This is a genomic window from Maridesulfovibrio sp. FT414, assembly GCF_050916235.1.
In the GTDB taxonomy this organism is placed as follows: domain Bacteria; phylum Desulfobacterota; class Desulfovibrionia; order Desulfovibrionales; family Desulfovibrionaceae; genus Maridesulfovibrio.
Genome location: NZ_CP104854.1, coordinates 2,146,465 through 2,170,133 on the forward strand (window position 1 = coordinate 2,146,465; position 23,669 = coordinate 2,170,133).

The following is a 23,669-nucleotide window of genomic DNA, read 5'->3' on the forward strand; positions in this document are numbered from 1 at the left end:
CTTCTATTTTCCGCACCCTTTGATAATTTCAACGACTCGTTTCAGGTCATCTTCGGACATGGCTGTGCCTGAAGGAAGGCAGATACCTCGTTTGAACAGGTCTGCCCCTACTTTGCCGCCGAAAGATTTATTATCCTTGAAAACAGGCTGCATATGCATAGGCTTCCACACCGGGCGGGACTCAATATTGCTCTCTTCAAGAGTAATACGGATTTTATCCGGCCCAGCCCCGAAGATTTCTTCGTCCACAAGCATGACTGTCAGCCAGCGGTTGCACCTGCCGTAGTCGGCCTCGGGCATGAAAGACAATCCGGGGACTTCTCCCAGTTCCTTTGCATAAAAATCAAAAATTTCACGTTTACGCTCGACGCGTTTGAGTACAACTTCAAGCTGTCCGCGTCCAACTGCGGCCACGAGGTTGGACATGCGGTAGTTGTAGCCGATCTCGTTGTGCTCGTAGTGCGGCAAAGGTTCCTTGGCCTGCTGTGAAAGCCAGCGGGCACGGGAGATCATTTTTTCATCGTCGGAAGCAAGCAGCCCTCCGCCGGAAGTGGTGATGATCTTGTTGCCGTTAAAGGAATAAGCGGCCATGAGCGCGCCTTTACCGGCGTGACGATCCTTGTAGGTGGCTCCGACAGATTCTGCGGCATCCACAACGAGCGGTATGCCGTGGGGTTCAAGAATCTCAAGGATGCGGTCGTAGTCCGCGCACTGGCCGTAGAGGTCGGTTGGAACCACCACCTTGGGCTTGCGTCCTATGGAAATATAATGCTCGACAGCTTCGGCAAGCAGTTCCGGGTCCATGTTCCATGATTTGTAGTCTGAATCAATGAACACAGGTTCTGCCCCGAGGAAAGTGATCGGGGTGACACTGCCGATGAAGGTCAGCGAAGAGGCGATAACGATGTCCCCGTGTCCCACCCCCAGCAACCGCAGGGCCAGATGCAGGGCGGCTGTTCCGCTGGAGAGGGCTGCACAGTGGGCAAATCCGCTCAGTTTCGAAAATTCCTGTTCGAATCCGTTGACCATGGGGCCGAGCGGGGCGATGAAGTTGCTTTCAAAAGCCTGCCGCACAAATTCCTGTTCGGAACCTCCCATGTGCGGGGGGGACAGATAAATACGGGCGCTATTTTTTTCAGACATGTGCCTGACTTCCTTTATGTGTGAAATTCGCTGTTACCAACGGGTCTGATATTATATTTTGATTCTTAAGTACAGTTATGGAATACGTTTGGAAACCGGCAGTAATTATTGCTGAAATTATTGTTTTTTCAATGGGATGGCAGGAACTCCGACAACAGTCATTCCGTCTTCGACATCTTTGATGGCAGTAGATCCGCCGCCGAGCATGGCCTGTTTTCCAATTTTTAACCGCGGCAGCACTGTGGAACCGATGCCGACCATGGATTCTTCCCCGACCTCGACCTGTCCGCCTAAGGTAGATCCTGGGGCAATATGAGCGTGAGGGCCGATTATATTATGATGCTCCACAGTTGCGTTGGTATTGATGATGGTGTTGTCTTTAATTTCGGCCCCGGTATTGATTACCGCGCCAGCCAGAATCATACATCCAGAACCGATTTTGACATTGGGAGCAATAACAGCCGAAGGGTGGATAACAGTAAAGAGGTTTTCCCCGGCGGAGCAGAGCTCATTGAAGATTTTTTTACGCAGACTGTTGCTTCCAAGAGCGATGACAATTCCATCATGCTCCACCTCATTAATGGCTGAGTTGCCGCCGGGAACAGGTATGTCCATAACCTCGGTGCCGACTACATCCGGGTTCTCGTCCAGAAAGGCAACAGGTTCCGCTCCCTGCATCTGCAGCAAAGCATCTGCTACCACCTGTCCGTGGCCTCCAGCTCCCATGATGATGATTTTTTTCATGCCTTGTCCTGTCCCTTTCCGCCCATGAATTCCTGCGCGGTAGCCTGTCCGGGCTGGCTGATGCCTTCCCGTTTGAATACCCGCGCCACAGTCAGCCAGAGGATTTTGATGTCCAGCAGCAGGTTGTGGTTATCCACGTACCAGACATCAAGCTTGAACTTGTCATCCCAGGAGATGGCGTTCCGTCCGTTGACCTGCGCCCAGCCGGTGATTCCGGGCAGGACGTCGTGCCTGCGTGCCTGTTCCGGGCTGTAGCGATCGAGATACTGCATGAGCAGCGGGCGAGGACCAACCAGCGACATGTCCCCGAAGATGACGTTGATCAGCTCCGGCAGTTCATCCAGTGAAGTTGAGCGCAGAATGCGGCCGAACCGGCTCAGCCGTTCCGAATCCGGGAGCAGGTTTCCGTTGGCGTCACGTGCGTCGGACATGGTCTTGAACTTGATGATGTTGAACGGTTTGCCATGCAGGCCCGGCCTTCTCTGGATAAAGAAAATACCTCCGCCCATCTTGCGGTGGATGGCAACGGCCACTCCCACCAGCACGGGGAAGAAAAGGATCAGGGCCGCGATTGAAACCGTGAGGTCGAAACATCTTTTAACGGTCATAGTCTATAATCCCATGAAATTTATAATGGTCTGGTTGACCTTGTTTACATCGTATTTTTGAGCCGCATAATCAAGGGAAGCCCTGCCCATGGCATCTGCCAGTTCCGGCCGGTTGATGAACATTTCCATGGCAGCCTCAAGAGCATCGACATCCTTGACCGGAACCAGATAGCCGTTCTGTCCTTCCATGACCGTTTCCCTGCAGCCTGCTGTATCGGTGGTGACAATGGCCCGTCCGGTGGACATGGCTTCAAGTACCGAGCGCGGGGTGCCTTCGCGGTAGGAAGGCAGCACGTATACGGTGCAGTTGCGCAGCTCTTCGCGTACATCATCTTCCGGTCCTGTGCAACGCACTCCCGCAGCCTGCCAGCCTGCAATGGTTTTCTCACAGATGGAGTCCGGGCCATGGTCGTGCGGGCCGACCAGCCTGAATTCCGCAGCAGGATATTTCGCTTTGAGCCGTATGGCCGCTTCGGCAAATTCACGCACTCCCTTTTCTTTCAGCAGCCTCGAAATGCACAGGAATACCGGGCTGTCTTCCGGGAGTGGAGCTGGGGCAAAGTGGTCCATGTCCACCCCGGAACCGTTGGTTATGACGGTGTTCTTGCGCTTTGGGATGATACCCAGATCCATGAAAATGTTTCGGTCATCGGGATTCTGGAACATGACTCCGCTATTGAAGTACAGTCCTGCCCTGTACATGGCCTTGACCAGTTTGAAAAGGAGTCCCCGTTTGCCGGAGGTCTGACCGAAGGCGTAGCCCAGCCCGGTGATCATGGAGCAGATGTTCTTCACGCCTGCCAGACGGGCTGCGATGGAGCCGTAGATTACCGGCTTGATGGTGTAGGAAAGCACCGCGTCCGGCTTGATTTCTTTCAGGATTCTGACCAGCGCCAGCAGTGCACGGAGGTCTTTCAGCGGATTCATGCCTGTGCGCTGAATAGGGGCCTGCACGTATTTTATGCCAATGGCTGCAAGTTCGTCAGGAACAGTTGGCGAATCCAGCGGTGCTATGCCGTATACTTCGTGCCCGGCAGTTTTCATGGCCCTGAGCATGGGGCCTCGGAAATTTATCAGTGACGGACCGTAGCCGCCTATTACAGCAATTTTCATTTAAGCCTCCAGTGACCGGGGAAGAAAAACTTTTGCAAAAGTTCCCTTTCCCGGATCCCATCACGTCAAAATTATTCGATAGGCTTTGCCACGGCTGGTTGGATCATTACTCTATTTCCCAGTGATCGCACCATGATTGGAACATAAGGATGTTCCAGATTCTGTACTGATTGTCTTTGGCCCCGGTGAGATGTTCCAGCCAAGCCAGCCGGACATGCGCGCTGCGGAAATATCCGTCCCTGTCCAGACGTTCGTTGGAAAGCAGTCCTTCGGCCCATTCCCGCAGGGGGCCGCGCAGCCAGCTGTCGATGGGAACTCCGAAGCCCATCTTGGGACGTTCGATGAGTTCCTGCGGCACGTATTTGTACAGGATCTGGCGCAGGGCGTACTTGGAACTGCCGTTCTGTACGCGCAGGTGCATGGGCAGCCGCTGGGAGAATTCCACCACCTCATGGTCGAGGAAGGGAGCCCTTGTCTCAAGACTGATGCCCATTGCAGCCCGGTCAACCTTGGTAAGGATGTCGTCGGGCAGATAGGTTGCCGCGTCCATGTACTGCATCCACGACGTCAGGTTGTCCTGTGAAGGCTGATTGTCCGTGTACTGGAACGGTCCGGGAGCTTCGCCGCCGCGTTTGACCATCTTGTCCGGGTCCAGCCAGCAGGAGGCCAGATTGCGGTAGTATTCGGTGGCGGATTTTGCACCCATGACATCCGCCAGCTTATGCAGCTTCTGACCGGGGAGGCGCATCTGGAGGCTAGGCGGCAGGAACGGCTCGTATAATTTGAATACCTTGTTCCAGCTTGCCGGTGAAATGCCGGAAATGGCCTTTGCCGCCAGTGCGCGCAGCGGGGCGGGAAAAGAACTGAGCTTCTGCCAGATGGAGCAGCCCTTGAAATGGCGGTTGTAGCCGGCGAAAAGCTCATCTCCGCCGTCGCCGGAGAGGGCCACGGTGACGTGTTTCCGGGTCATGCGTGAAACAAGATGCGTGGGAATCTGGGAGGCATCAGCAAAGGGCTGGTCCCAGATCTGCGGAATCTGCGGAATGATATCGAGCGCGTCCCTGTGTGAAACGTAAAGCTCGGTGTGCTGGGTTCCGATATGGGCGGCAACCCGTCTGGCATCATCTGCCTCGTTATACGCTTCATCGTCAAAGCCGATGGTGAAGGTCCGCACCGGGGCCAGAGCGCATTGCTGCATGAGGGCGACGATAAGTGACGAATCAATTCCTCCGGACAGAAAGGCCCCCAAAGGCACGTCGGAGATCATTTCCCGTTCAATGACTTTTAGCAGCAGATCTTCCAGCGTCTCGATGATCATTTCATCCGGGGCAGTGAAAATCCTGTCCTGTGCTTCGCGGGCACAATCCAGCAGGGACCAGTACGGGCGTGGCTCCATGATTTCGCCGTCAGGTCTTATGCAGGTCCATGTGCCGGGCATGAGGCAGTACGTGTCCTTGAAAATGGTCCGCGGTGCCGGAACGTAGTTGTAGCGCAGGTAGGCGGTCAGGGAAGTGCGGTCGATCTCTCTTTTGAAGTACTTTTTGTACCCCATGAGAGCCTTCAGTTCCGACCCGAAAAGACAATTTCCACCCTGTTTTGAATAATACAGGGGCTTTTCGCCCATGCGGTCACGGGCAAGAAAGAGGCAGTGCTGTTCGCGGTCCCACATGGCGATAGCGAACATGCCGCTGAACCGTTCAAGGGCGCGTTCGAATCCCCATTGCTCCACGGCTTCGAGCATAACTTCGGTATCGGAATGGCCGCGCCAGCCGGAGAAGCCTTCGGCTTTTTCCAGTTCGGCACGCAGGTCCCGGTAGTTGTATATCTCGCCGTTGTAGACGGTCACGAAGCGTCCGGACCGGGAGTGCATGGGTTGCATGCCTTCAACTGTCAGGTCGATAATGGCCAACCTGCGGTGGTCCAGTCCGATGCCCCATTCAGGGTCGGACCATTGCCCGGACCCGTCAGGGCCGCGTGTGTTCTGCGCATCACCCATTTTGCGGGCGATTCTTTCAAGTCTTTTGGTATCGGAAGATCTGGACAGGTCAATAAAACCGGCAATTCCACACATGTCTGCCTCTGGCGGCCCTGCGGGGCTTATTTTGATGTACTACGCGTTTTTCTTTAAGAGATGCCTCCGGCGGCCTTCCGGGGGCATTCTAGCTGCGCACGTTGTCGGCGAATTTGAGCCGTCCCTTGCCGAGCAGGTCGTGAAGGTGGACCATGCCGGTGATGACGCCATCATCGGAGACTACCGGAAGCACTGTAATCTCTTTTGATTCCATTATATCCAGTGCCTGCGCCGCGGACATGTCCGAGGTTATGTGCAGCGGATTTCTGGCCATGACTTCGGCAGCGAGTTTATCTGTGCTGAATTCTCCGGAACAGACCAGCCTGCGGACATCGCCGTCAGTAATTACCCCGCTTAGTTTGTCGTTATCGGTCAGGGCTACCAGTCCCAGTCGGCCCTTGTCGAGCACGGTGAGGGCTTCTGAGAGCGGGCTGTGCTGCGAAACTGAAGGGATATTGTCCTTGTGCATGATTTCGCTGATGCAGAGCGTCAGCCTGCGGCCAAGCGAACCTCCGGGATGAAATCTTTTGAAGTCCTTGCTGTCGAAGTCCTTGTGGTCCATCAGGCAGACAGCGAGGGCATCGCCCACTGCTAGTGCTGCCGTTGTGGAGGCGGTCGGCGCCAGTCCGTGTGAGCAGGCTTCGCAGGGAACCTTGGTCCTGATGACCACATCGGAAAGACGGCCCATTGTGGATTTCGTTTCCGAGGTGATGGATATGATTTTAGTGCCGAAAGAACGGATGGCCGGAAGCAGTGCGTTGAGCTCGTCGGTCTCTCCACTGTTTGAAATGGCAATGACCACGTCTTCCTCGCGGACCATGCCAAGGTCGCCATGGGCTCCTTCAACCGGATGCAGGAAAAAGGACGGAGTTCCGGTTGAGGACATTGTTGCCGCAATTTTGCGGCCCACGAGTCCGGACTTGCCCAGCCCGGTTATGATTGCGCGTCCTTTGCATCCGGCCAGAATTTCCACTGCCCGGGCAAAGTTCAGGTCAAGGTCTTCGCGTATGGCAGCCAGACCTTTTTCTTCGATTTCAAGGACTTCCCGGCCGCGTTTTATAAAGTCCGAAAGCTGTTTTTCTGTCATCTGTTACCTATTTTACGAGAGTGGTCAGGTCGAAAATGGGACCCATGATGGCGATTACGATGAAAGCGATCAGCATGCCGATGAACAGCAGCAGCATGGGTTCAGCAAGCGCCACCACTCTCTTCATGAAGTTGTCCACGTCTCTTTCGAAGATTGTGCCCATGCGTTGCAGGAACTTGCCGAGCTCGCCTGATTTCTGGCCGGCGGTCAGGGTCAGGATGTAGATATCGGGATAGATTTTCTGCTCGGCCAGCACCGTGCTCAGGGAGCGTCCGGTGGCTACCTCTTCACGGGCTTCAGCGATTTTTTTCTTGAAAAATGTTGAGTTGACGGCATTTGCCGAGCTTTCCATGCCCTGTACCAGCGGAATACCGGCATTGATCTGGAAGCCGAGAATGCCGGAAAAGCGGGCCAGCGTGCTTTTTTGAACCAGAGGCATCTTCCAGAACAGCTCATCCACCTTTTCCCGGAATTTCGGGACGGATTTATAGGCGCTGACCAGTGCGAAAATAATGCACATGGGAATGATCAGAGCCATGGGTCCCATACTTTCAAGGGTGTTACCGAGAGCTACGACTATTTTTGTGGATGTGGGAAGCTCTCCTTTTGCTGCCTTGAAGATACCAGTGATCTTGGGCAGGACTTCGGAGAGTAGAAAATATACCGCGCCCATGCCGATCATCAGGATTACCACCGGGTAAACCATGGCAGTCATCAGTCTTCCGCTTACTTCAGCGCGCTCTTCTTCGTATTTAGCTATGTTTTCCAGTACATCGCCGAGCTTGCCCACGGATTCAGCTACCTGAACCATCCCCACGTAGACCTGCGGGAAAATCTTCGGGTATTTGGCGAGGCAGGAAGAGAAGCTTTCCCCGGATTGTACGGCATCGCGGATTTCCATCCAGGTGCGGCTGGCCTTGCCCCCGGTCATGCGGGCCATCATATCCAGCGACTGCGCCAATGCCGTACCGCTCTGGAGCAGAATACCCAGGTAATAAAAGGATTCGCCGAGCCTGATCTTGCCGCCCATGGCAAGCGATGACGTCAGGGATTCGGTGGAGCTTTCCTTCTTCTGGCCTGATTTAACCTGCTCAAGGCGCAGGGGCATCAGCCCCTTGGACTGTAGGGTAGCAAAGGCTCTCGATTGCGAGGAAGCCTCCACAAAGCCTTTTTTCTTTTTTCCTTCTGCGGTGACCGCTCGGTATTGGTAAGTTGGCATTTGCGGATCGGGTTCCTATTTCAGTTCAACAACCAGAGAGAGCATCTGGCCTTTACGTTCTACATCAACATAAATGGCTGAGGCTCCGGCGAGGGAGCCGTAGACCTGCAGCAGTTTGGTCGGGCCGGTGATCATTTCACCGTTTACACGCATGAGCACATCGCCGTCTTCAAGTCCCATTTTCTGGAGCAGGGAATTGGAGCGGATGTTGGTGACCCGGAAGCCCATTGTCTTACCGTTCTTGCTGTTGGGTTTGAAAAGGGCCTGCTTGAGGAATGCGTTGGGATCTTCAAGAACTTCATTGGCTTGAGCCCGCTCAACAACGATCTTGTTTGTTTTGCCGCGTACCAGTTGCAGGGTCTGACCCTGTTCCCACATGGCGATCTTTTTTTCTTCTCGCCCGTATCTCCAGATCACGTATTGCGGTTTGATTTCGAAAAGTGTCCAGCCCTCGTATTCTTCGCCTTCCCGCAGGATGACCGTTTCATCCTTGATGCGGAATACAGCCATATCTGTTCCGCCGGTAAAAATACCGACCAACTGCCATGTGCTGGGGGTGACGGTGGCCTTCTGCTGTATTTCAGTGGGGTTATCCAGACCGAGTATGTTTTTTTCCAATATCAGTTTGGAGTCCCTGGAAATCTTGTCGGCGGTATTGGAAGAAAACGATTCCCCTAGTATGGGCGCGGTTGCCTTGGGCAGCGGGATAAAAGACGCGACAAGGTAGGCTGTGCCCAGCCCGAAGGCAAGGGGCCACAGCCAGGCCGGAAATTTGGTGGCTTTAAGCTCCATATCGATAATCTATCCTGATCGTCTCCCGCGGGGTTATGGCACTGCGTCGCGGGAAACTGACTGGTTTTGTTTTAACGGGTAACCTTAAGGCTACTCCTCTATTTCAGCGTAAGAATGGTAGTTGTTTTTAATCCACTTGTCCATCCCCTTGGTGTCGTGGTAAATGTCCAATCTTAAAAGCCTTTTTCGTGTGGACTTAGCCGAGCTGTAATAAAACAGCCGCACCTTTCTGGACAGACGGGCACTGAAAACGTTCTGGGTGCCTTTGACTTTGTGGATGTTCATACCCGGAGTTCCGGAATCCTGCACATCGAAACGGATGAGGGTTTCGATGACCTTCTTGAACAGTTTGAACTGGGTGGAGTACACCTTTTCCAGATCTTCGATGAAACTGGGCATGGCTTCACTTTTAGTCAGCAGGGATTCCAGTATTTCGGTGACTTTTTCAAATCCCTTTCCGTCAGTCCTGACACTGCGGGATTCTTCGTCCCGTCTGCGCTGCTCGTCCTGAAGCTGTTCCACTTCCTCTTCAAGGAGCTGATGATAACCTTTGACCTCTTCCATTTCAGCCATGAGGCTGCTGATCTGCGCTGCGCTTTTCTTGCTCTTGCCGAGATAGAAGTGAAGCATGCGTAGCAGGTGGTCTTCGGTCACCGGCTTGGGAATGAAGTAGGTAAATACGTCCGACTGGGCCTCGTCGGTAGCCTCGGCATCCATGCCGGTAAGGAGAATTACCGGTATATAAGGATATTCCTCGCGGATGAAAGGCAGAATATCCACTCCGCTCAGGCCTGACCCTTCAAAATGCACGTCGAGCAGGATTACGTCCGGTTCCTCCTCGGATTCTTTGAGGAAAGCGAGAAAGGATACCGGGTCGTAAAACGACTCGTGTTTTTCAAGAATTCCCCCGTCGCTGAGAATTGAAACGGTATATTCATGCAAACGGGGATCGTCATCTGCAAGAACAAAGAAATATTTATCCTGTGAAGGGGTCATTATATATCTCCTGATGAAATAGCCCCTGCGGGTCCGAATGTCCCCAGAGGAATGAGTATGCACACTTCAAGGCCCTTTGAACCCAGAGTTTCGGTGTTGCTGGCGGAAATGTCAAAGCCCATGTTTTCTCCGAAAAATTTGACAAAGACCGTTCCCTGACCCATTTCCCGGCCCTGTCGTTTGGCGGAGGGCACGGCTCTTTTAAAAAGTTCGGGCAGGCTGTCGTCGGCCACTCCGCCGCCTGTGTCGATAACCCTCAGTCTGGCATGTCGGCCCTGAACATCCGCAAGGATGGCAATGCGAGGTTTGAAACTGCGGAAGGCGTCACCTCCCTGACGGAGCAATGCAATCTGATGCAGTTCCATGGCCGTCTGGCTGTTGCGGACCAGGTTAAGCAGGATTTCCCATGTCTTGTGCCGGTCCACGAATATTTCTTCTGAGTGTCCGGCCCAGCCGCTGAAGTCGATATTCGCATCCAGCCGGGCTTTGAAATGTTTCTTATCCTGTTCAAGTTTATCAGTAAGCTCAAGCCTGAGTTCGTCAAGTTCGACAAGCTGAGGTTTGAAGGACAGGCGGTTCTCAAGGCCGCGCAGGTGCTCGATGATGCTTTCCTCAAAGGGAGTTACAATCTGCTCGTAGAGTTCACGTTCCTTGACTTTGGGCAGGTCGTTGATGATGGTGTGGATCTGTGATTTCCACGAGTTCTGCAGGACCATCAGCTCGTCTTTAACCATGTTGGCCTTGACGATCATGTCGTCGGTGAGTTTTTCCGTGGCGACCATCAGTTCAAGCTGGCGACGTCTCTGCCGTTCATCGCGGATTGATTTTTCCCGATTCAGCCTTTCCTGATCGGCCGGGGATTTGCGCTTGGTCATAATGAACATAAATACAATTGCAACAACATACAGAATCATGAATGAACGGCTGAGAAAAAGTTTTGAGGAAAAATTGCCGGTCATATACAGCAGCCTTGAAAAAATAAAGGCAAAGAAGATGTTGAAAAATCCCACGTAGGTCATGGTTTCCCGCCCGCCGATGCGCCAGGAAAAATAAAGACTTGAGACCACCAACACTATACAGAATATATATTGACGTATTATGTTGTCCACCGCCATGTCGAAAAACACATATGCCAGAACATATGAGACAGCCAGAAGCGGCAGGCGCCAGCCTCCGCGCTGTAAAGGTTCAAGCAGTTTTTTCCAGTCCGGTCTTTCGGTGGCAGTTTTGTCGTTGTGATTTTCTGTGCTCATGTTGTTTCCGATTCCTGATTATTTAAAGCTGCAGGTTCCTTTTGCCGCAAACGCCGTGGATGGGCAAGCAGGAGTTGTACTGCGTGCTTGACATTTAACGTCACTGCTTTAACAAATTTCTTGGAAATGAGGGGGAGCCCTATTCGGAACGGTGTTGCCGTTTTTGCTGACAGATCATCTAACCGGACTGAGTTTGCTATGAACATTAAATATATCTGCTATATCCTTTTGCTGGTCCTGACATCTGCTGCCGGTTGTGGCGGAGGGAAAGCGGTCTCTCCCGAGTATGATGAACCTTCCCTGTCTGCCGATGAGAGCCTTGATGTTGCGCAGCTTGCAGGTAGACGCCCGGCCACTCTTGCCGAACTGGTCCGTTTTTCCGCCTCCCAGCAGTATTCTCCGCTGGAAAGCATCTACAATCGTCCTCCTGAGGGAATGAACGAAAATTATTTCGTGCAGCTTGTGGAAAGTAATGAAGTTGTGAATCTCGCTGACCGGGTCGCCACTTATCTGCAGAAGGATAATATTCTGGCCATCGGGCTGGATAGCGGGTTGATAAAGTTGTATGGAGGTTCCGGGTGCGGTGCTCTTCAGACTGCCGCAAAGCCGGTTCGGGATATTTCATGGTTTTCTCGTTCGAATATCCTGGCGGCAACGTCCGGAGATAGCAGTGAAGTGGAAGTCTTCAAGGTTAACGAATGCGTGCGGGTTCGTGTAGCTGATGTCAACAGCACAGTGGACATGTTTGCTGTCTCACCAAAGGGAACATGGCTGGCCGTGGTTGATGAGGCCCGCAGGTTATTCGTGGGCCCGTCTGAAGGAAGAATGCGACAGATTTATCGATTTCTACACAAGCCTCTGTCTCTTTCGTTTTCAGATGAAGAGGGGATACTCATGGCTGTGGATGTCTCCGGGCAGCTCAATATGTGGAGTCCTCTCAAGTTGAGCCGTATTTATGAATTCAAGATTGAGGGTGGGCCTTTTAAAAGTGTGGAGAGTGAAGGTCCATTCTTGAATATTGTTACCGAAAAGGGAGACAGGTTCCGTTGGGACGTCGGTCAGCGTGCAAGGTCTTCATATCACGAAAAAAGTAGCGGATTTGACCTTCGAAACGGGGTCCTTTCCTATACTTCTCCACGTAAGCGACTTTCGCGGAAAGTTTTTTTCAGACCTGCGGAACTTGCAGTTGAGCGTTCAGCCGCGAAGAAAATTTTCAGGATAAGAGATATTGACGGTGAGCAGAGATTTTATTCCGAAATAACCGGGGAGGCTCTTAAGAGTGCTCCCGAATCGACCGACTGGAAGAAGGTCCGGCTCGACGGAAACTATAAATTTTCTGAAAGGGGTCATGAGTATGTTCTGGCCGAACCCATTGCCCAGCGTGAGTTTCAGAGGTTGTATTGTCGCTATATACCGAGTAAGGGATATTTTCTCTGGTGGGTAAAAGTTGCTCGCCCGGATGATTACTTCAATTCACGGGGCATGGTTCCACGCCGTGACGGAATTTCCGCAACGTCCCCCGTCAAGTGGTTTCCGCTTGAAGATAAGGGCCTGGATATCAGGGATTAACCGTTAGCCAAAAACTAGTCAGAGGAAAATATGCAGAAAACAAAGATCCGTGTTGCTGACCGCAAAAAGGGCCAGCGTGGTTTCAGTCTTATTGAGCTCATGATCGTCATTGTTATTCTCGGTCTGCTGGCGTCCATGCTGGTTCCCAAGATCATGGACCGGCCTAATGAAGCCAGGGTTACGAAATGTAGAATGGATATGAAGGCCCTTGATTCGGCCCTGAAGCTGTACAAACTTGACACCGGACGCTATCCGACAACTGAACAGGGGCTGCAGGCTCTGATCACCAAGCCCGAGACCCGTCCCGTTCCCCGCAATTACCGCAAAGGCGGCTACATTGATTCAACCACTGTTCCGGTGGATCCTTGGGGCTATGAATTTATCTACAGAAGTCCCGGTGAGGATGATCGTCCCTATGAGCTGATTTCTCTCGGAGCCGACGGAATGGAAGGTGGAGAGGACTACGATGCCGACATCAAAAGTTGGGAGTAGTGCGGGGCTTTGATAATGTTTGACCGAAATGTCCGTTCCCGTTCCGGGGGACTGACTTTTATCGAACTTCTGATTGTGCTTTTCATTGTGGGCATGGGCTGGTTTACGCTCATGCCCAATCTTGATCTTGCAGGCAACAAGGAAGAAGACAAGGTCAGTCTGGTCAACGCCCTTATCTACGAGGCCAAGAACATGGCTGTCGAGACCGATTCCCGCCAATATGTGTACGTCAACTTCGAGAAGGGGATTGTCCGTTGGAATGGAGAAGAGGCTGAGCTTCCGGCAGAGATCTCAAGCGGTCACCTGAATGAAGAACCAGTTGACGGAGATGGAGTAGATTTCGCAATTTATCCTGAAGGGTTCAGCGATGAATTAAGACTGGTGCTCTCCGATGGCCTGACCCTTGTTCTCGACCCCTTGTCCGTCCGTTTTGGGGAGATGTAGTATGGGGCAGGAAAAGGGCTTTTCACTGATCGAGATTATTGTGGCCCTGACCATTGCCGCAACTCTGTCATTGAGTTTTCTAGGAGTGCAGCGGCAGAGTGCGCTGATGGCGCAGTCTGCCAAGGATTCCTGGAATGTCATCAATCTTTCCCAGGATGTTCTTGCGCACAAGTATCCAGAAGGACTCAGTGTGGTTTCATCGGGGTGGATTCCCTGGCCTGGCCCTCCTGAAGGTCATTTCCGGGTGGGAGTGGAAACTCTTTCCTCCGTCGGTTCCGGATACTACACAATTGAGACTCGTAGCGGTGAATACTCCCTTGATTGGAGAGTGTACAGGGTCTCACACAAGGGCAGGAATAGTTTGCGATGATATTTCGGCTGCGTTTTAGCGGATTAAATTCTGATTCCCAGAAGGGGTTTTCTTTAGTCGAGGTGCTGATCGGTCTTGTGCTGTCCGGGCTGCTCATGAGCATGGTGGCAATGGTTCTGGGGCAGTCTGTTACCAATAACGAAGTCGTCCGTACAAGTGCCGGTCTTTCTTCCCGCATGTTCACCCTGCGCAGAATCCTGCACCGAGATTTGCAGAATATCGTTGTCGGAAAGAGTGTCTACGTGGTTGAAAACGGATTTGGCCTTCCGACTTACAATAATTTTCTCATGGACGGTGGGGTGATGGTGGAGGCGAGCTGGGATTTCTCAGCAAATATGGTCCGCAGACATGAAGAAAACAGCGCTCTTGAGTACGGAAGCACCTATCAATTGCTCAGGGGATTCTCCTCCTGGAGATTGGAACTCCTTGATGGCAAGAACGGGGCCTGGGTTGCCGCTGATCAATTCAGGAATCGTCCTTTAAGCACAATGCCGGCGATCAAAGCATTGCGTTTGGAGTTGTTTTTTGAGGACGGTCAGAGTCTTTTGCTTGTGGAAAGGATTCCCTATGCAAATCAATAGATCATCGAAAAGATCCAGAGGGGTGGTGCTGGTTATCGTACTGGTTCTGTTTATGGCTCTGTCCGGTATAACTTTGATGACAATTGAGGTCAGTTCCCGGAGCGCTGTAGAGGCAGTTAGAGTCAGAAGTGAATATGAAGCGCACTTCAAGGCAGAAGAAGCATTATTTCTTATTTTTGATGCCCTTCGCGATGATAAGACCCAATTTTCCGATACTTCAACCGATGACTGGGCAAAGCCTATTGAAGACGATGGGCTTTCAATTACTATCGCGCCCTGCAATGGCAGGATCAACCTCAATTCTGTTGCAAGAATTCAGGATGTTAATAGGATTTTGTCAATAATGGAGAGGGTTTTTCCCGCTGGGGCTGATGTTAAAAGGCTTGTCGGCAGTCTTGGGGTGTGGACCGGGAAACGGGTCAATCATACGCTGGAAAAGCTTGATACTCTTTTTTATGCCTCTCAGTATCCTTCCTATCGTCCTGCAGGTGTTGATTTGAGAACACCTGATGAGGTTCTGCTGGTCAACGGATGGGGGGAATTTGACCGGCAATGGATAAACGATACTTTTACGGTTTGGGGTGTTGACGGTAAAATTAATATCAATTTTGCGTCGCGAGATACCCTGCTTGCATATTTCCCAAAGCTGGGACAACGGGTTGACCAGTTGATCCACTGGCGCAATACGCGGGGCTTTACTGACCTGAGCCAGGTTTTGACTGTGGCAGGAATTGAGGCCGACTCACAGCTGTATAAGGATATGATGGAATTTTTGACCGTCAGATCTGATGATTTTGAAGCTTTGGTGGTCGCAGAGGTTTCCGGATGCAGGGTTCTGAAAAGGTATATTATTTCGCGGCCCAGTACTTTTGAGATTCAAAGACCTACATTGGTTTTCCAGAACGATATTTCCGTGACATTTGAACGGAATAAATAGTTTGAGGGCAGGTAATTGCCTTTTCCCGGGATAAATAGACAAACATCCTGCTAACAGGTATAGGACATAGCCATAAATGGCTGCAAAAAAAACAGTATATATCCTCAGCTTTAAAGGTAATGAGCATCAGTGGATGCTGTTCGATGGCGAAACCCTTTCCGAGTCGGCGGGGCCAGCCGAAAAGAACAGGAATCCGGTGGTTGCCCTGTTGCCTGATCCTCTTTTCTTTTTCTTCAAGCCTAAAGGGGCAATCAAGCCCCGTCATGCGAAGTCTGCGACCCTGATGCAGATGAACTACTCCTTCCCCATGACAGGAGGCGGGTTCAACGTGTTGCGCCCTTCGGGTAATGCTGTGCTCGGTTATGTTCCTCATGATCTGCTGGACCGTTTTCTGGAACAGCATAGGGAAGTGCTGGCCAAGGCAACCGTGTTGACCACCTCTTTTACCGTATGCTGGAGAGCTGCGGTGGCGGAAGGACTGTCGGTCTGGAGCTGGAAAGGCCAGGGGAACATGTGCATCCTTGCATCTGGAGACAGTCTTACCTATTTCCGCGGTTCCGAAGAAGAGTTCAACGGCAGGCTGGAGCGGCTGGGATTGGACGGAGATCCTGAAATGATGGATCTACCCAAGGCTTGCGCCGTGTTTGCCGAAAAGAAGATTCGTTGGGCCAGACTTAATCTGGCTACAGGAAAGAAATCCGTTTCCGACAAGGCTGCAGCAATCAGCTATAAGCCGTATATTGCCGCCGCAGTGCTGGTTTCTCTGGTCGGATTGCTGTTCATCGGCGGGCAGTATCACCGGTGGCAGCAGAGCAGACAGCAGGCCGAAGAGTGGCGCGGCAAACTTCATGAGGTGTACGTAAGTGCCCTTGGCCCGAATCCAGGTTCTGATCCATACGGAAAGATTCTCTATAAGCTCGACCAGATCAAAAGCGGCGGCAACCAGGGTGGCGGAATTGATGTGCTTGGAATTCTGGCAATACTGAGTGACAGTGCCCCGGTTGGAATCGAGATCGAGGGATTCAACCTCGGGCCGGAATCCGGAAATATCCGTGGCAAGCTCGGCAGTTATGAGGAAATTGATTCCATGATGGAGAAGCTGTCAGCCAATCCCAAAATAAATTTCGTGCTGGAACATGCCAACAATGTCGATGGCGGGGTCAGCATAAGCCTCCGGGCAGAGTATAACCGCTAATTAATCGATTATTCGAATCTGCGCAGGTGGCGTAATGGAACTTGAAAGATTTTTTATCTGGCAGGATTGGCCTGCCGAGAAACAGAAACTCTTCTTTGCTGCTCTTGTTGCGGGTTGGGCTCTACTTTTGTTCATGGTCTGGTCCGGGCTGCATGAATCGCAGGACAAGGCCCAGCGTGCCGTGATTGCAAGCAGGCAGAACTATGCCAGGACAGTTCCGCTTGTTGAAGAGCTCAAGGCCGGTGAATCTTCCCGCGGGGCACTTATTGACCGCGAACCCATGACTGCCGCCCAGCAGGTAATCCGTGATCTAGGCCTGGACAGCAGGCTCAGTTCCCTGCGTCCGCTTCAGGCCGGAATAAACTCTTCACAGGGTGTGCAGGTTATCCTTGAGTCCATCAATCTTCCGGAATTGGTAGCATTGTTGCGTGACTTTGATGTTCGTGGTGGGCTAAAAGTCACCAGTTTTAATATAAACCACAGGCTGGACTCTCCGGAGCTGGCAGATGTGCAGGTCATTCTAAGCAGGTAGGCCGGCTTCATGAGATTTATTCCCTCTTTTTCTTTCAGATTTTCCATCAAGAAAGCTCTGGCCCGTTTTTTTCTATTTATTGCCGGACTGCTGCTTGGCGCGTTTCTTTTCATGCCTTGGGAGGTACTCTGGTCACAGGCCTTCAAATTTGCAGACAGCAAGATTTCCAAGGCAAATATCCAGTGGGGCGATTTCATCAGCGCAGGCCCCCTTTCTTTTGAAGTTACCAATGTTCACATCACAACTGACAAGGGCATTGTGATCACTGTTCCGCAACTTGGTTTTGAAGTGGGATTTTCTCCGCTTGTAGATGTTCGGGTGACAACCGGGCCGACCCTTTCCGCAAAGCTGTTCCAGACCAAGTCCCTGACCCTGAGCGGCGGGATTGATCTGGCCAGACTGGTACGCATGGACGGTCTTGGTGGTAAGGTGCGCATCACTTCGGATGTTGGTTTTCCTGAATGGGGCAAACCTCCGCGCACCGGAAGCCTTGTGGTCCGGTCCGATCAGGTTGAGATTCCCGGAGGTCTCATTGCCGAGGATGTTAACGTGAATGCCGTTCTTTCCGGTAACCAGTTTCAGTTGAATTCCTTCAGTTGCGGTCAGCCCATTCCTGTCGAGGCCAAGGGAAGTGCTACATTGAATTGGAACAACCTCGGTGAGTCTTCTTATCAGATCAGCGGCAGCACCACTTTCGGCAGCACGGAGCGCCAGTTCAGCAAGTCAGGAAATCTTTCAAAATATCTGAATTTCTAGAGCGGATATTTAACCGGGAAAATGCCTCCGGCGGCTTAACCCCTTTTTGTAAAAAGAGTTTAAGAATCCCAAAAACTTTCAGTTAGCTTCGCTGCTTGAATTGATAAATTGTCATTAGCCAAAGCAGGATGAGCACAGCTTGCGTTTATTTGAAGTTTAGGTTCTCGGATGTGATTTCCTATCTGCGACGGGGTTGCCATGATAGCCAGCAATATTCTTTCTTTTGCCAAATGTATTCTCAGTGAAGTTCTTGAACCCGGCTGCATTGCCGTGGATGCAACTACCGGCAACGGCTACGATACAGTGTTCCTGTCCCGTCAGGTGGGCATAAACGGGCATGTCTTCGGTTTTGATATTCAGGAGGATGCAATCTCTCAGACCGAGGACCGACTGGACGAGGAGTGTGTCCCGGTCAACTGGACGCTGTTCAATACCGGTCATGAAAACATGCTGCGATTCATACCCGAGGAGTTCCACGGCAAGGTCAATGTGGTCATGTTCAACCTCGGCTTCCTTCCCGGCAGCGACAAGAGTGTTATTACAAAGTCTGAGACAACTCTTGAAGCCATCAAGGCGTCACTGTCCATCCTTAACAGGGGTGGAATGCTGAGCATTGCCATATACGCCGGACATCCGGGTGGTGATGAAGAAGATGCAGCCGTGCGCGGTTTCTGCACTTCTCTTGACTATCATTCTTTCAGGGTAATTCAGAGCGAAATGGTAAATAAACCGGGGTTTCCGATCAGGATGATTTTTGTGAGCAAGTTGTAGGCTCAAAGACAGAGGGCGTAGCCAGTATAATGCATCAAATTATCAAATCAGGAATATATTTTTTACTGTTTTGGTTCACTGATAATTTGTAGCGCGCAACGGCGAAGCCTTAACAAAAGGTTTTAAGGCTCCCGGCAGGGTCTCCGAAGGCTTTAGGTCATCTTGGGCTCAATGGCCTTGGCTATCTGGAATGCGCGGTTTGCCTTGACCCGTCCGGGAGAGCCCAGATATTTGAGCACGCCCCCGACTTCACATTCAAGCAGATCCTCTTCGTCAGTATCGAGCAGCAGCAGGTCGCCTTCCTCAAGGTTCAGGAGCTGACGGCCGGTTATCTTGGTCTTGCCCAGCCGAACCAGCAGTTCTACCGGGGTTTCCAGAAGTCTTTCCTTGAAGCGGCTGACCCAGACATGGTCGATTTCCAGACGTTCCGACTGGAAGGATGCGTGCAGCTTGGAACGGATCGGCTCCAGCGTTGAGTAGGGCAGGCAGACAATAAGAGAGCCGATGGCATTTTCAAGCTCAACTTCGAAGGTGATAACCACGACAACGTCTGAAGGAGGAACAATGGCCGCAAACTGCGGGTTGACCTCCGAGCGGACCAGTTCAAGGTGCACTTCGTGTACCGGGCGCCACGAGTCTTCAAGGTTGGACAGGGCGATTTTGACAACCCGGTCTACAATGGCCTGTTCAATAGGAGTGAAGTCGCGACCTTCCACTTTAGGCTGGGAGCCTGACCCTCCGAAAAAGCTTTCGACCAGCGCGAAGACCAGTCTTGAGTCAACTACAAGGATAGCATTTCCGCGCAGCGGGTCCATTTTGAAGATGGACAGTGAGGTGGGAACCGGCAGGGAACGCATGAAGTCCCCGAATTTGGACATATCGATGGAGATGGGGTTGATATCAACCCTCTTGCGCATGGTGTTGGCGAGGTTGTTCGTTGCCAGCCGCGCGAAACGGTCGTTTACGATTTCAAGAACGGGCATGCGACCGCGGATGATGCGGTCCTGGTTGGCAAGGTCAAATGATACAACCCCGGAGTCGTCATCCGGGATGTCCTGTTCTGTTTCTACCTCTCCACCGGAAAGGCCCCTTAACAGAGCATCGACCTCGTCCTGCTGCAGAATTTTACTCATGCTGTTGCAACCCGTTCAGTTAAGTTGGTGTTACGTCCAATACTGATAAGTATCCATTTTTCACGGCAAAGTAAATGTACAAGCCTGATCAGACCTTTATGTGCCATGGTTCGAAGCGGACCCCGAACAGATTGTCTTCGGGGTAGCGCAGTTTCAGGTAGCCCAGTTCCCGAAGTCTGGTGCAGGTGTTTGTCTCAGCAAAGCTGGAACTGAAGTTTGCGGCACCGAGTCCTTTTTCCCCTACATCGAAGTCCCCTACTGCGTGGTATGAGTATCCCGGCGGGGCTAAAGAGCGGGAGGCCAGGGACAGGTTCCCCTGATTGGCAGCGGCCTTGGAGAGAAACAGGATGAACTGCTTCATGATTCCGCGTACGCCTGATGTCAGGTAGACACTGCTGCCGAGTTCCTTTTCTATCTGCAGGTATTTTTTGTGTGGGTCGCCCCTGAATAGAAAGTTTCCGGTTCGGGGGATCTTTATGAGATCCTTTGCTGATGCAGCTGAGGTGAGACTGGTGACAGGCTTTTCTCCATAAAAACCGTAAACAGTCGCATCAAAATTGAAAGTTTCATCCAGGAAGTCTTTTTCCTGTTCGGTAAATTGACCCACAGAAGGGTAGCTGGCGGCCACTCTTATTGCTTCATCAAAGCTGAGTACGCAAAAATTTCCGAAACCGACAGTGCGCTGCACCCTCCGTAATCTTTTCAAGGTGGAGTTAAGCAGGATAAGTCTGTCAGGAGCCAGTATGGTATCGGATGGCTGGGGTCTGTCGAAGTTGGCCATGATATGGAGATAGTCCTTGAGGTCCTTTTCATTCACACTGCGCACCCGTTCTTCCGCAAAACCGGTTGCCGGAATTGCGCACAGTGCCGCCGCAGCCACAGTGCTGCAAAAGTTTTTCAGGAATAGTCTTCTGTTCATGTATGCTGTCCGCTGATAAAAGTGTCGGGTAACGCAACAGACTGCAAGATTATTATATCATAATCACGGTTGTGAAAAGTCGGTACAGATAGGAAAAAAGAAGGGCCGTCTGCATTGCAGACGGCCCCGCGTAACCTACTCTGACTATGATGCTTATTGGCCGCGTTTGGTCCAGAGTTTCATCTCTTTCATTTTTTTACGGCGCTCACGCTGCAGTGATTTGCAGACGAGAGGAGACTTTTTCTTGAGGCCGTATCTTTCGCGGTATTCATCGGGAGTCAGGCCGTGAGATGCGAGGTGCTTCTTGGTAATGATCTTGAAGGACTTGCCGCACTCGCAGCAGACAATGGATTTTTCCTTGATGGACTTTCTGGGGTCACATACCGGGGATTCTTCTTGAGCAGGCATGGAGTTTTCTGCAATTGCCTGAATGCCTGCAGACAGTTTACGTACCATGGAGGTCATTTCTTCTTCACTCATGGTTCTGACGCTGGCCTGTGCTTTGACTATTTCCAAAGCTTCTTTCAGATAATCTTCCACTTGATATCTCCTTTAGGGATTATTTTATCACTAATTTATTGTCTGAAAAAATATGGATAAAGTAGTTTGTAATAGCTGTCAAACATATTAGAATATTTTTTTGAATTTCTGATATTATATATATGTATAATACAAAGTTCTAAAACATAAAAACAAAGCATTTGTCTCAAATTTATTTTTACTACACAAGTTGCATGGTTCTCTTGCACAAAATAATTTGCGCATGTGCAACTGCTGTTCTGTATCTGTTTACCACGATCCTGTTTATGGAAAGATTTAGGATATAACCTTTTTTGGGGTTAGCGTTCAGGGAAAGATTTAGTGTTAAACATATTTGTTGTTCGGCTAAGAATCATATGTGAGCGCTTCCATTTTTTTGAAAACACCATAGGAAGTGCACACGAAATATTTCTGTTGATATATTTATTGCTGTTTCGTTCGGATAGTTTGAAAATGTTGTGTTGCGTATTTTGTTCTTTTATTGTGGCTTAAAAAATAATTTGTTGTTTTACCTGAATAAAAAAAGAATTAAATTCAAGACTGTGTTTGGCCGAAAATATTTTGAATTTGCATAGGCCTTCGGGAGAGTGTAACCCACTCAGCAGTGGGCGTAGTCTGTTTCGGCCCGGACCATGCTACCTTGGAGAACAAGAGATGATAATACCGGTTATTCTTTCCGGTGGAAGCGGTACCCGACTCTGGCCGCTTTCACGGAAACAACATCCCAAGCAGTTGCTGAGCCTGACAGGGAAGCTGTCCCTGCTACAGGATACGGCAAGGCGCGGACGTATGGTGAAGAATTCTCTGCCGCCGGTAGTTGTGTGCAACGAAAGTTACCGGTTTATGGTTGCAGAGCAGCTCAGAGCGTCCGGAACAGAGCCTGAAGCCATTTTTCTTGAACCGGAAGGGAGAAACTCCGCTCCGGCAATTACCGCAGCAGCGATCCATATTCTGGCGAAATTCCCTGAAGCAGTGATGCTGGTCATGCCCTCTGATCATGTTCTTGTAAATACTGAAAAGTTCTCGGAAGCTGTTGAGCGGGGGATCGAGGATGCTGGCGCAGGCCGGATTGTTCTTTTCGGAATTGTTCCGGACAGGCCCGAGACGGGATACGGCTATATACGCGCCGAAAATGCAGAGGGAGGCGAGGATTGCCGGAGGGTTCGCGGTTTTGTGGAGAAGCCGGACCTTGAGACCGCCCGCGGATACCTTGAGTCCGGGGAGTATCTCTGGAATGCCGGTATTTTCATGTTCCGTGCGGATGCTTTTCTGGAAAAGGTGAAAGCTTTCGAGCCTGAAATGTATGAATCCTGCTCAGCAGCTGTCGGGAAGGCCAGACGTGATCTGGATTTTGTCCGGCTTGATGCGTCCAGCTTTTGCGCTTCACCGGCCAAGTCAGTTGATTATGCGGTGATGGAGAAGGCTGACAATCTATCCGTGGTTCCGTTTGACGGCGGCTGGTCGGATATCGGCTCTTGGGATTCCCTGATGCGTGCAAAGGAAGCCGACGGGAATGGCAATGTCCTGATCGGTGATGTTATGGCCGGAAATGTTCGGGACAGCTTTATTTATTCTTCTGGCAGGCTGCTGGGGGTGGTGGGCATGAAGAATGTCGTGGTGGTGGAAACCGCTGACGCAGTGCTTGTCGCCGACCGCGCACATGATCAGGAGGTGGCTGGTCTGGTGCAGAAGCTTCAGCAGCAGGGCCGCGAAGAAGTTTCCGTCATGCGCAGGGTCTACCGTCCCTGGGGCTCTTACGAGACCGTGGACCGTGGGGAGCGGTTTCAGGTCAAGCGCATTGAGGTCAAGCCCGGCGGAGTCCTTTCCCTGCAGATGCACCATCATCGGGCCGAACACTGGGTCGTTGTGCGCGGAACCGCTCTGGTGACGGTAGGAGATTCCGAGCTGTTGCTTCAGGAGGACCAGTCCACGTACATTCCCATCGGCACAAAGCACCGCCTGGTCAATCCCGGAAAGATCAATCTTGAACTTATTGAGGTCCAGACAGGCAGTTACCTTGGCGAGGATGATATTCAGCGGTTCGAAGACCTTTACGGGCGTTCGGAGAACAAACCGTCGTGAAAGTCCGGCGTTCAGTGTTCATAAGCCTGCTGCTCTGGGCCATGCTGGCGGCTTTTATGTCCGGATGTATCTGGGGGACTGCCGCAATAGTCGGGGTGGCCGTGGTAGGAGCCAATGTCGAGGAATTCAGGGAGTCCGGCAAGCCGCGAAATGCCACCCAGGATCTTGAGGAGCATCTTGAGGACCGCAGAAAGGTTGATGAAGCTATAGCAAACAGTGCGCTGAAGAGTCCGGAGCGAATAGACACGGATGAAATTATTGAAACATACGGCAGTCCAATTCAGGACAACTGAATACCGGCTGAACCGTAACGCAATGCCTT

Annotated in this window: 25 protein-coding genes; 12 read left to right on the top strand and 13 right to left on the bottom strand. The window is 51.5% G+C overall.

Translation table 11 applies throughout. From position 1 onward, the window contains the following. Window positions 1-3: 3 nt before the first annotated feature. The 10 genes from N7E73_RS09495 to N7E73_RS09540 form a co-directional block, all read right to left on the bottom strand. Window positions 4-1,143 carry a DegT/DnrJ/EryC1/StrS family aminotransferase gene (locus tag N7E73_RS09495; RefSeq protein ID WP_432734420.1) on the bottom strand — a complete coding sequence of 380 codons (1,140 nt, stop codon included), beginning with the start codon at window positions 1,141-1,143 and terminating at the stop codon, window positions 4-6. Window positions 1,144-1,260: 117 nt separating this feature from the next. Beyond that, window positions 1,261-1,887, bottom strand: a complete 627-nt coding sequence (locus tag N7E73_RS09500) for an acetyltransferase (protein ID WP_432734421.1) — start codon at window positions 1,885-1,887, stop codon at window positions 1,261-1,263. After that, window positions 1,884-2,495 (bottom strand): sugar transferase, encoded by a 612-nt coding sequence (locus tag N7E73_RS09505; protein WP_432734422.1) that lies wholly within the window; start codon window positions 2,493-2,495, stop codon window positions 1,884-1,886. Before N7E73_RS09505 ends, N7E73_RS09500 begins: the two co-directional genes overlap by 4 nt. 3 nt (window positions 2,496-2,498) lie before the next feature. Then, window positions 2,499-3,608 carry a glycosyltransferase family 4 protein gene (locus N7E73_RS09510; protein WP_432734423.1) on the bottom strand — a complete coding sequence of 370 codons (1,110 nt, stop codon included), beginning with the start codon at window positions 3,606-3,608 and terminating at the stop codon, window positions 2,499-2,501. Between the two features lie 106 nt (window positions 3,609-3,714). Beyond that, complete coding sequence (gene asnB / locus N7E73_RS09515) at window positions 3,715-5,679, bottom strand: asparagine synthase (glutamine-hydrolyzing) (RefSeq protein ID WP_432734424.1); 1,965 nt, start codon at window positions 5,677-5,679, stop codon at window positions 3,715-3,717. Between the two features lie 88 nt (window positions 5,680-5,767). After that, window positions 5,768-6,766, bottom strand: a complete 999-nt coding sequence (locus N7E73_RS09520) for a KpsF/GutQ family sugar-phosphate isomerase (protein WP_432734425.1) — start codon at window positions 6,764-6,766, stop codon at window positions 5,768-5,770. A 7-nt stretch (window positions 6,767-6,773) separates the two neighbouring features. Then, window positions 6,774-7,985, bottom strand: a complete 1,212-nt coding sequence (locus N7E73_RS09525) for a type II secretion system F family protein (protein WP_432734426.1) — start codon at window positions 7,983-7,985, stop codon at window positions 6,774-6,776. 15 nt (window positions 7,986-8,000) lie between these two features. Beyond that, window positions 8,001-8,777 carry a type II secretory pathway component PulC-like protein gene (locus N7E73_RS09530; RefSeq protein WP_432734427.1) on the bottom strand — a complete coding sequence of 259 codons (777 nt, stop codon included), beginning with the start codon at window positions 8,775-8,777 and terminating at the stop codon, window positions 8,001-8,003. Between the two features lie 90 nt (window positions 8,778-8,867). Beyond that, complete coding sequence (locus N7E73_RS09535) at window positions 8,868-9,773, bottom strand: response regulator (protein ID WP_432734428.1); 906 nt, start codon at window positions 9,771-9,773, stop codon at window positions 8,868-8,870. Then, window positions 9,773-11,026 carry an ATP-binding protein gene (locus N7E73_RS09540; protein ID WP_432734430.1) on the bottom strand — a complete coding sequence of 418 codons (1,254 nt, stop codon included), beginning with the start codon at window positions 11,024-11,026 and terminating at the stop codon, window positions 9,773-9,775. The genes N7E73_RS09535 and N7E73_RS09540 overlap by 1 nt, the downstream gene beginning before the upstream one ends. 198 nt (window positions 11,027-11,224) lie before the next feature. On the opposite strand from N7E73_RS09540, the gene N7E73_RS09545 reads away from it, so the two are divergent. The 10 genes from N7E73_RS09545 to N7E73_RS09590 all read left to right on the top strand — a co-directional run bounded on the left by N7E73_RS09545 (window position 11,225) and on the right by N7E73_RS09590 (window position 18,673). Then, window positions 11,225-12,595, top strand: coding sequence for a WD40 repeat domain-containing protein (locus tag N7E73_RS09545; protein ID WP_432734431.1), 1,371 nt, complete (start codon window positions 11,225-11,227; stop codon window positions 12,593-12,595). Between the two features lie 30 nt (window positions 12,596-12,625). Further along, window positions 12,626-13,087, top strand: a complete 462-nt coding sequence (gene gspG, locus N7E73_RS09550; protein ID WP_432734433.1) for a type II secretion system major pseudopilin GspG — start codon at window positions 12,626-12,628, stop codon at window positions 13,085-13,087. A gap of 15 nt (window positions 13,088-13,102) precedes the next feature. Further along, window positions 13,103-13,531 (top strand): pilus assembly FimT family protein, encoded by a 429-nt coding sequence (locus N7E73_RS09555; protein WP_432734434.1) that lies wholly within the window; start codon window positions 13,103-13,105, stop codon window positions 13,529-13,531. Window position 13,532: 1 nt separating this feature from the next. Next, entirely contained in the window at window positions 13,533-13,901 is a 369-nt protein-coding gene (locus N7E73_RS09560; RefSeq protein ID WP_432734435.1) for a type IV pilus modification PilV family protein, read from the top strand. Then, entirely contained in the window at window positions 13,898-14,482 is a 585-nt protein-coding gene (locus tag N7E73_RS09565; RefSeq protein WP_432734436.1) for a PulJ/GspJ family protein, read from the top strand. Before N7E73_RS09560 ends, N7E73_RS09565 begins: the two co-directional genes overlap by 4 nt. Further along, on the top strand, window positions 14,451-15,419 hold the full coding sequence (locus N7E73_RS09570) for a general secretion pathway protein GspK (protein ID WP_432734437.1): 969 nt from the start codon (window positions 14,451-14,453) through the stop codon (window positions 15,417-15,419). Before N7E73_RS09565 ends, N7E73_RS09570 begins: the two co-directional genes overlap by 32 nt. Before the next feature lie 76 nt (window positions 15,420-15,495). Next, the gene (locus tag N7E73_RS09575; protein ID WP_432734438.1) at window positions 15,496-16,614 is read left to right on the top strand and encodes a hypothetical protein; all 1,119 of its coding nucleotides are present in this window, start codon (window positions 15,496-15,498) and stop codon (window positions 16,612-16,614) included. A 34-nt stretch (window positions 16,615-16,648) separates the two neighbouring features. Next, a complete protein-coding gene (gene gspM, locus N7E73_RS09580; RefSeq protein WP_432734439.1) occupies window positions 16,649-17,146 on the top strand; it encodes a type II secretion system protein GspM in 498 nt (165 codons plus the stop codon). A gap of 9 nt (window positions 17,147-17,155) precedes the next feature. Next, window positions 17,156-17,902, top strand: a complete 747-nt coding sequence (locus N7E73_RS09585) for a hypothetical protein (RefSeq protein ID WP_432734440.1) — start codon at window positions 17,156-17,158, stop codon at window positions 17,900-17,902. 198 nt (window positions 17,903-18,100) lie between these two features. Continuing rightward, complete coding sequence (locus N7E73_RS09590) at window positions 18,101-18,673, top strand: class I SAM-dependent methyltransferase (RefSeq protein ID WP_432734441.1); 573 nt, start codon at window positions 18,101-18,103, stop codon at window positions 18,671-18,673. Window positions 18,674-18,825: 152 nt separating this feature from the next. On the opposite strand, the gene fliM is transcribed toward N7E73_RS09590, so the two are convergent. From fliM to N7E73_RS09605, 3 genes are all read right to left on the bottom strand, one after another. Beyond that, the gene (fliM, locus tag N7E73_RS09595) at window positions 18,826-19,806 is read right to left on the bottom strand and encodes a flagellar motor switch protein FliM (RefSeq protein ID WP_432734442.1); all 981 of its coding nucleotides are present in this window, start codon (window positions 19,804-19,806) and stop codon (window positions 18,826-18,828) included. 88 nt (window positions 19,807-19,894) lie between these two features. Then, window positions 19,895-20,725, bottom strand: a complete 831-nt coding sequence (locus N7E73_RS09600) for a D-alanyl-D-alanine carboxypeptidase family protein (RefSeq protein WP_432734444.1) — start codon at window positions 20,723-20,725, stop codon at window positions 19,895-19,897. Between the two features lie 153 nt (window positions 20,726-20,878). Beyond that, on the bottom strand, window positions 20,879-21,265 hold the full coding sequence (locus N7E73_RS09605) for a MucR family transcriptional regulator (RefSeq protein WP_432734445.1): 387 nt from the start codon (window positions 21,263-21,265) through the stop codon (window positions 20,879-20,881). A gap of 654 nt (window positions 21,266-21,919) precedes the next feature. On the opposite strand from N7E73_RS09605, the gene N7E73_RS09610 reads away from it, so the two are divergent. Beyond that, complete coding sequence (locus N7E73_RS09610) at window positions 21,920-23,347, top strand: mannose-1-phosphate guanylyltransferase/mannose-6-phosphate isomerase (protein WP_432734446.1); 1,428 nt, start codon at window positions 21,920-21,922, stop codon at window positions 23,345-23,347. Further along, entirely contained in the window at window positions 23,344-23,640 is a 297-nt protein-coding gene (locus N7E73_RS09615) for a hypothetical protein (RefSeq protein ID WP_432734448.1), read from the top strand. The genes N7E73_RS09610 and N7E73_RS09615 overlap by 4 nt, the downstream gene beginning before the upstream one ends. The last annotated feature ends 29 nt before the right edge of the window (window positions 23,641-23,669 follow it).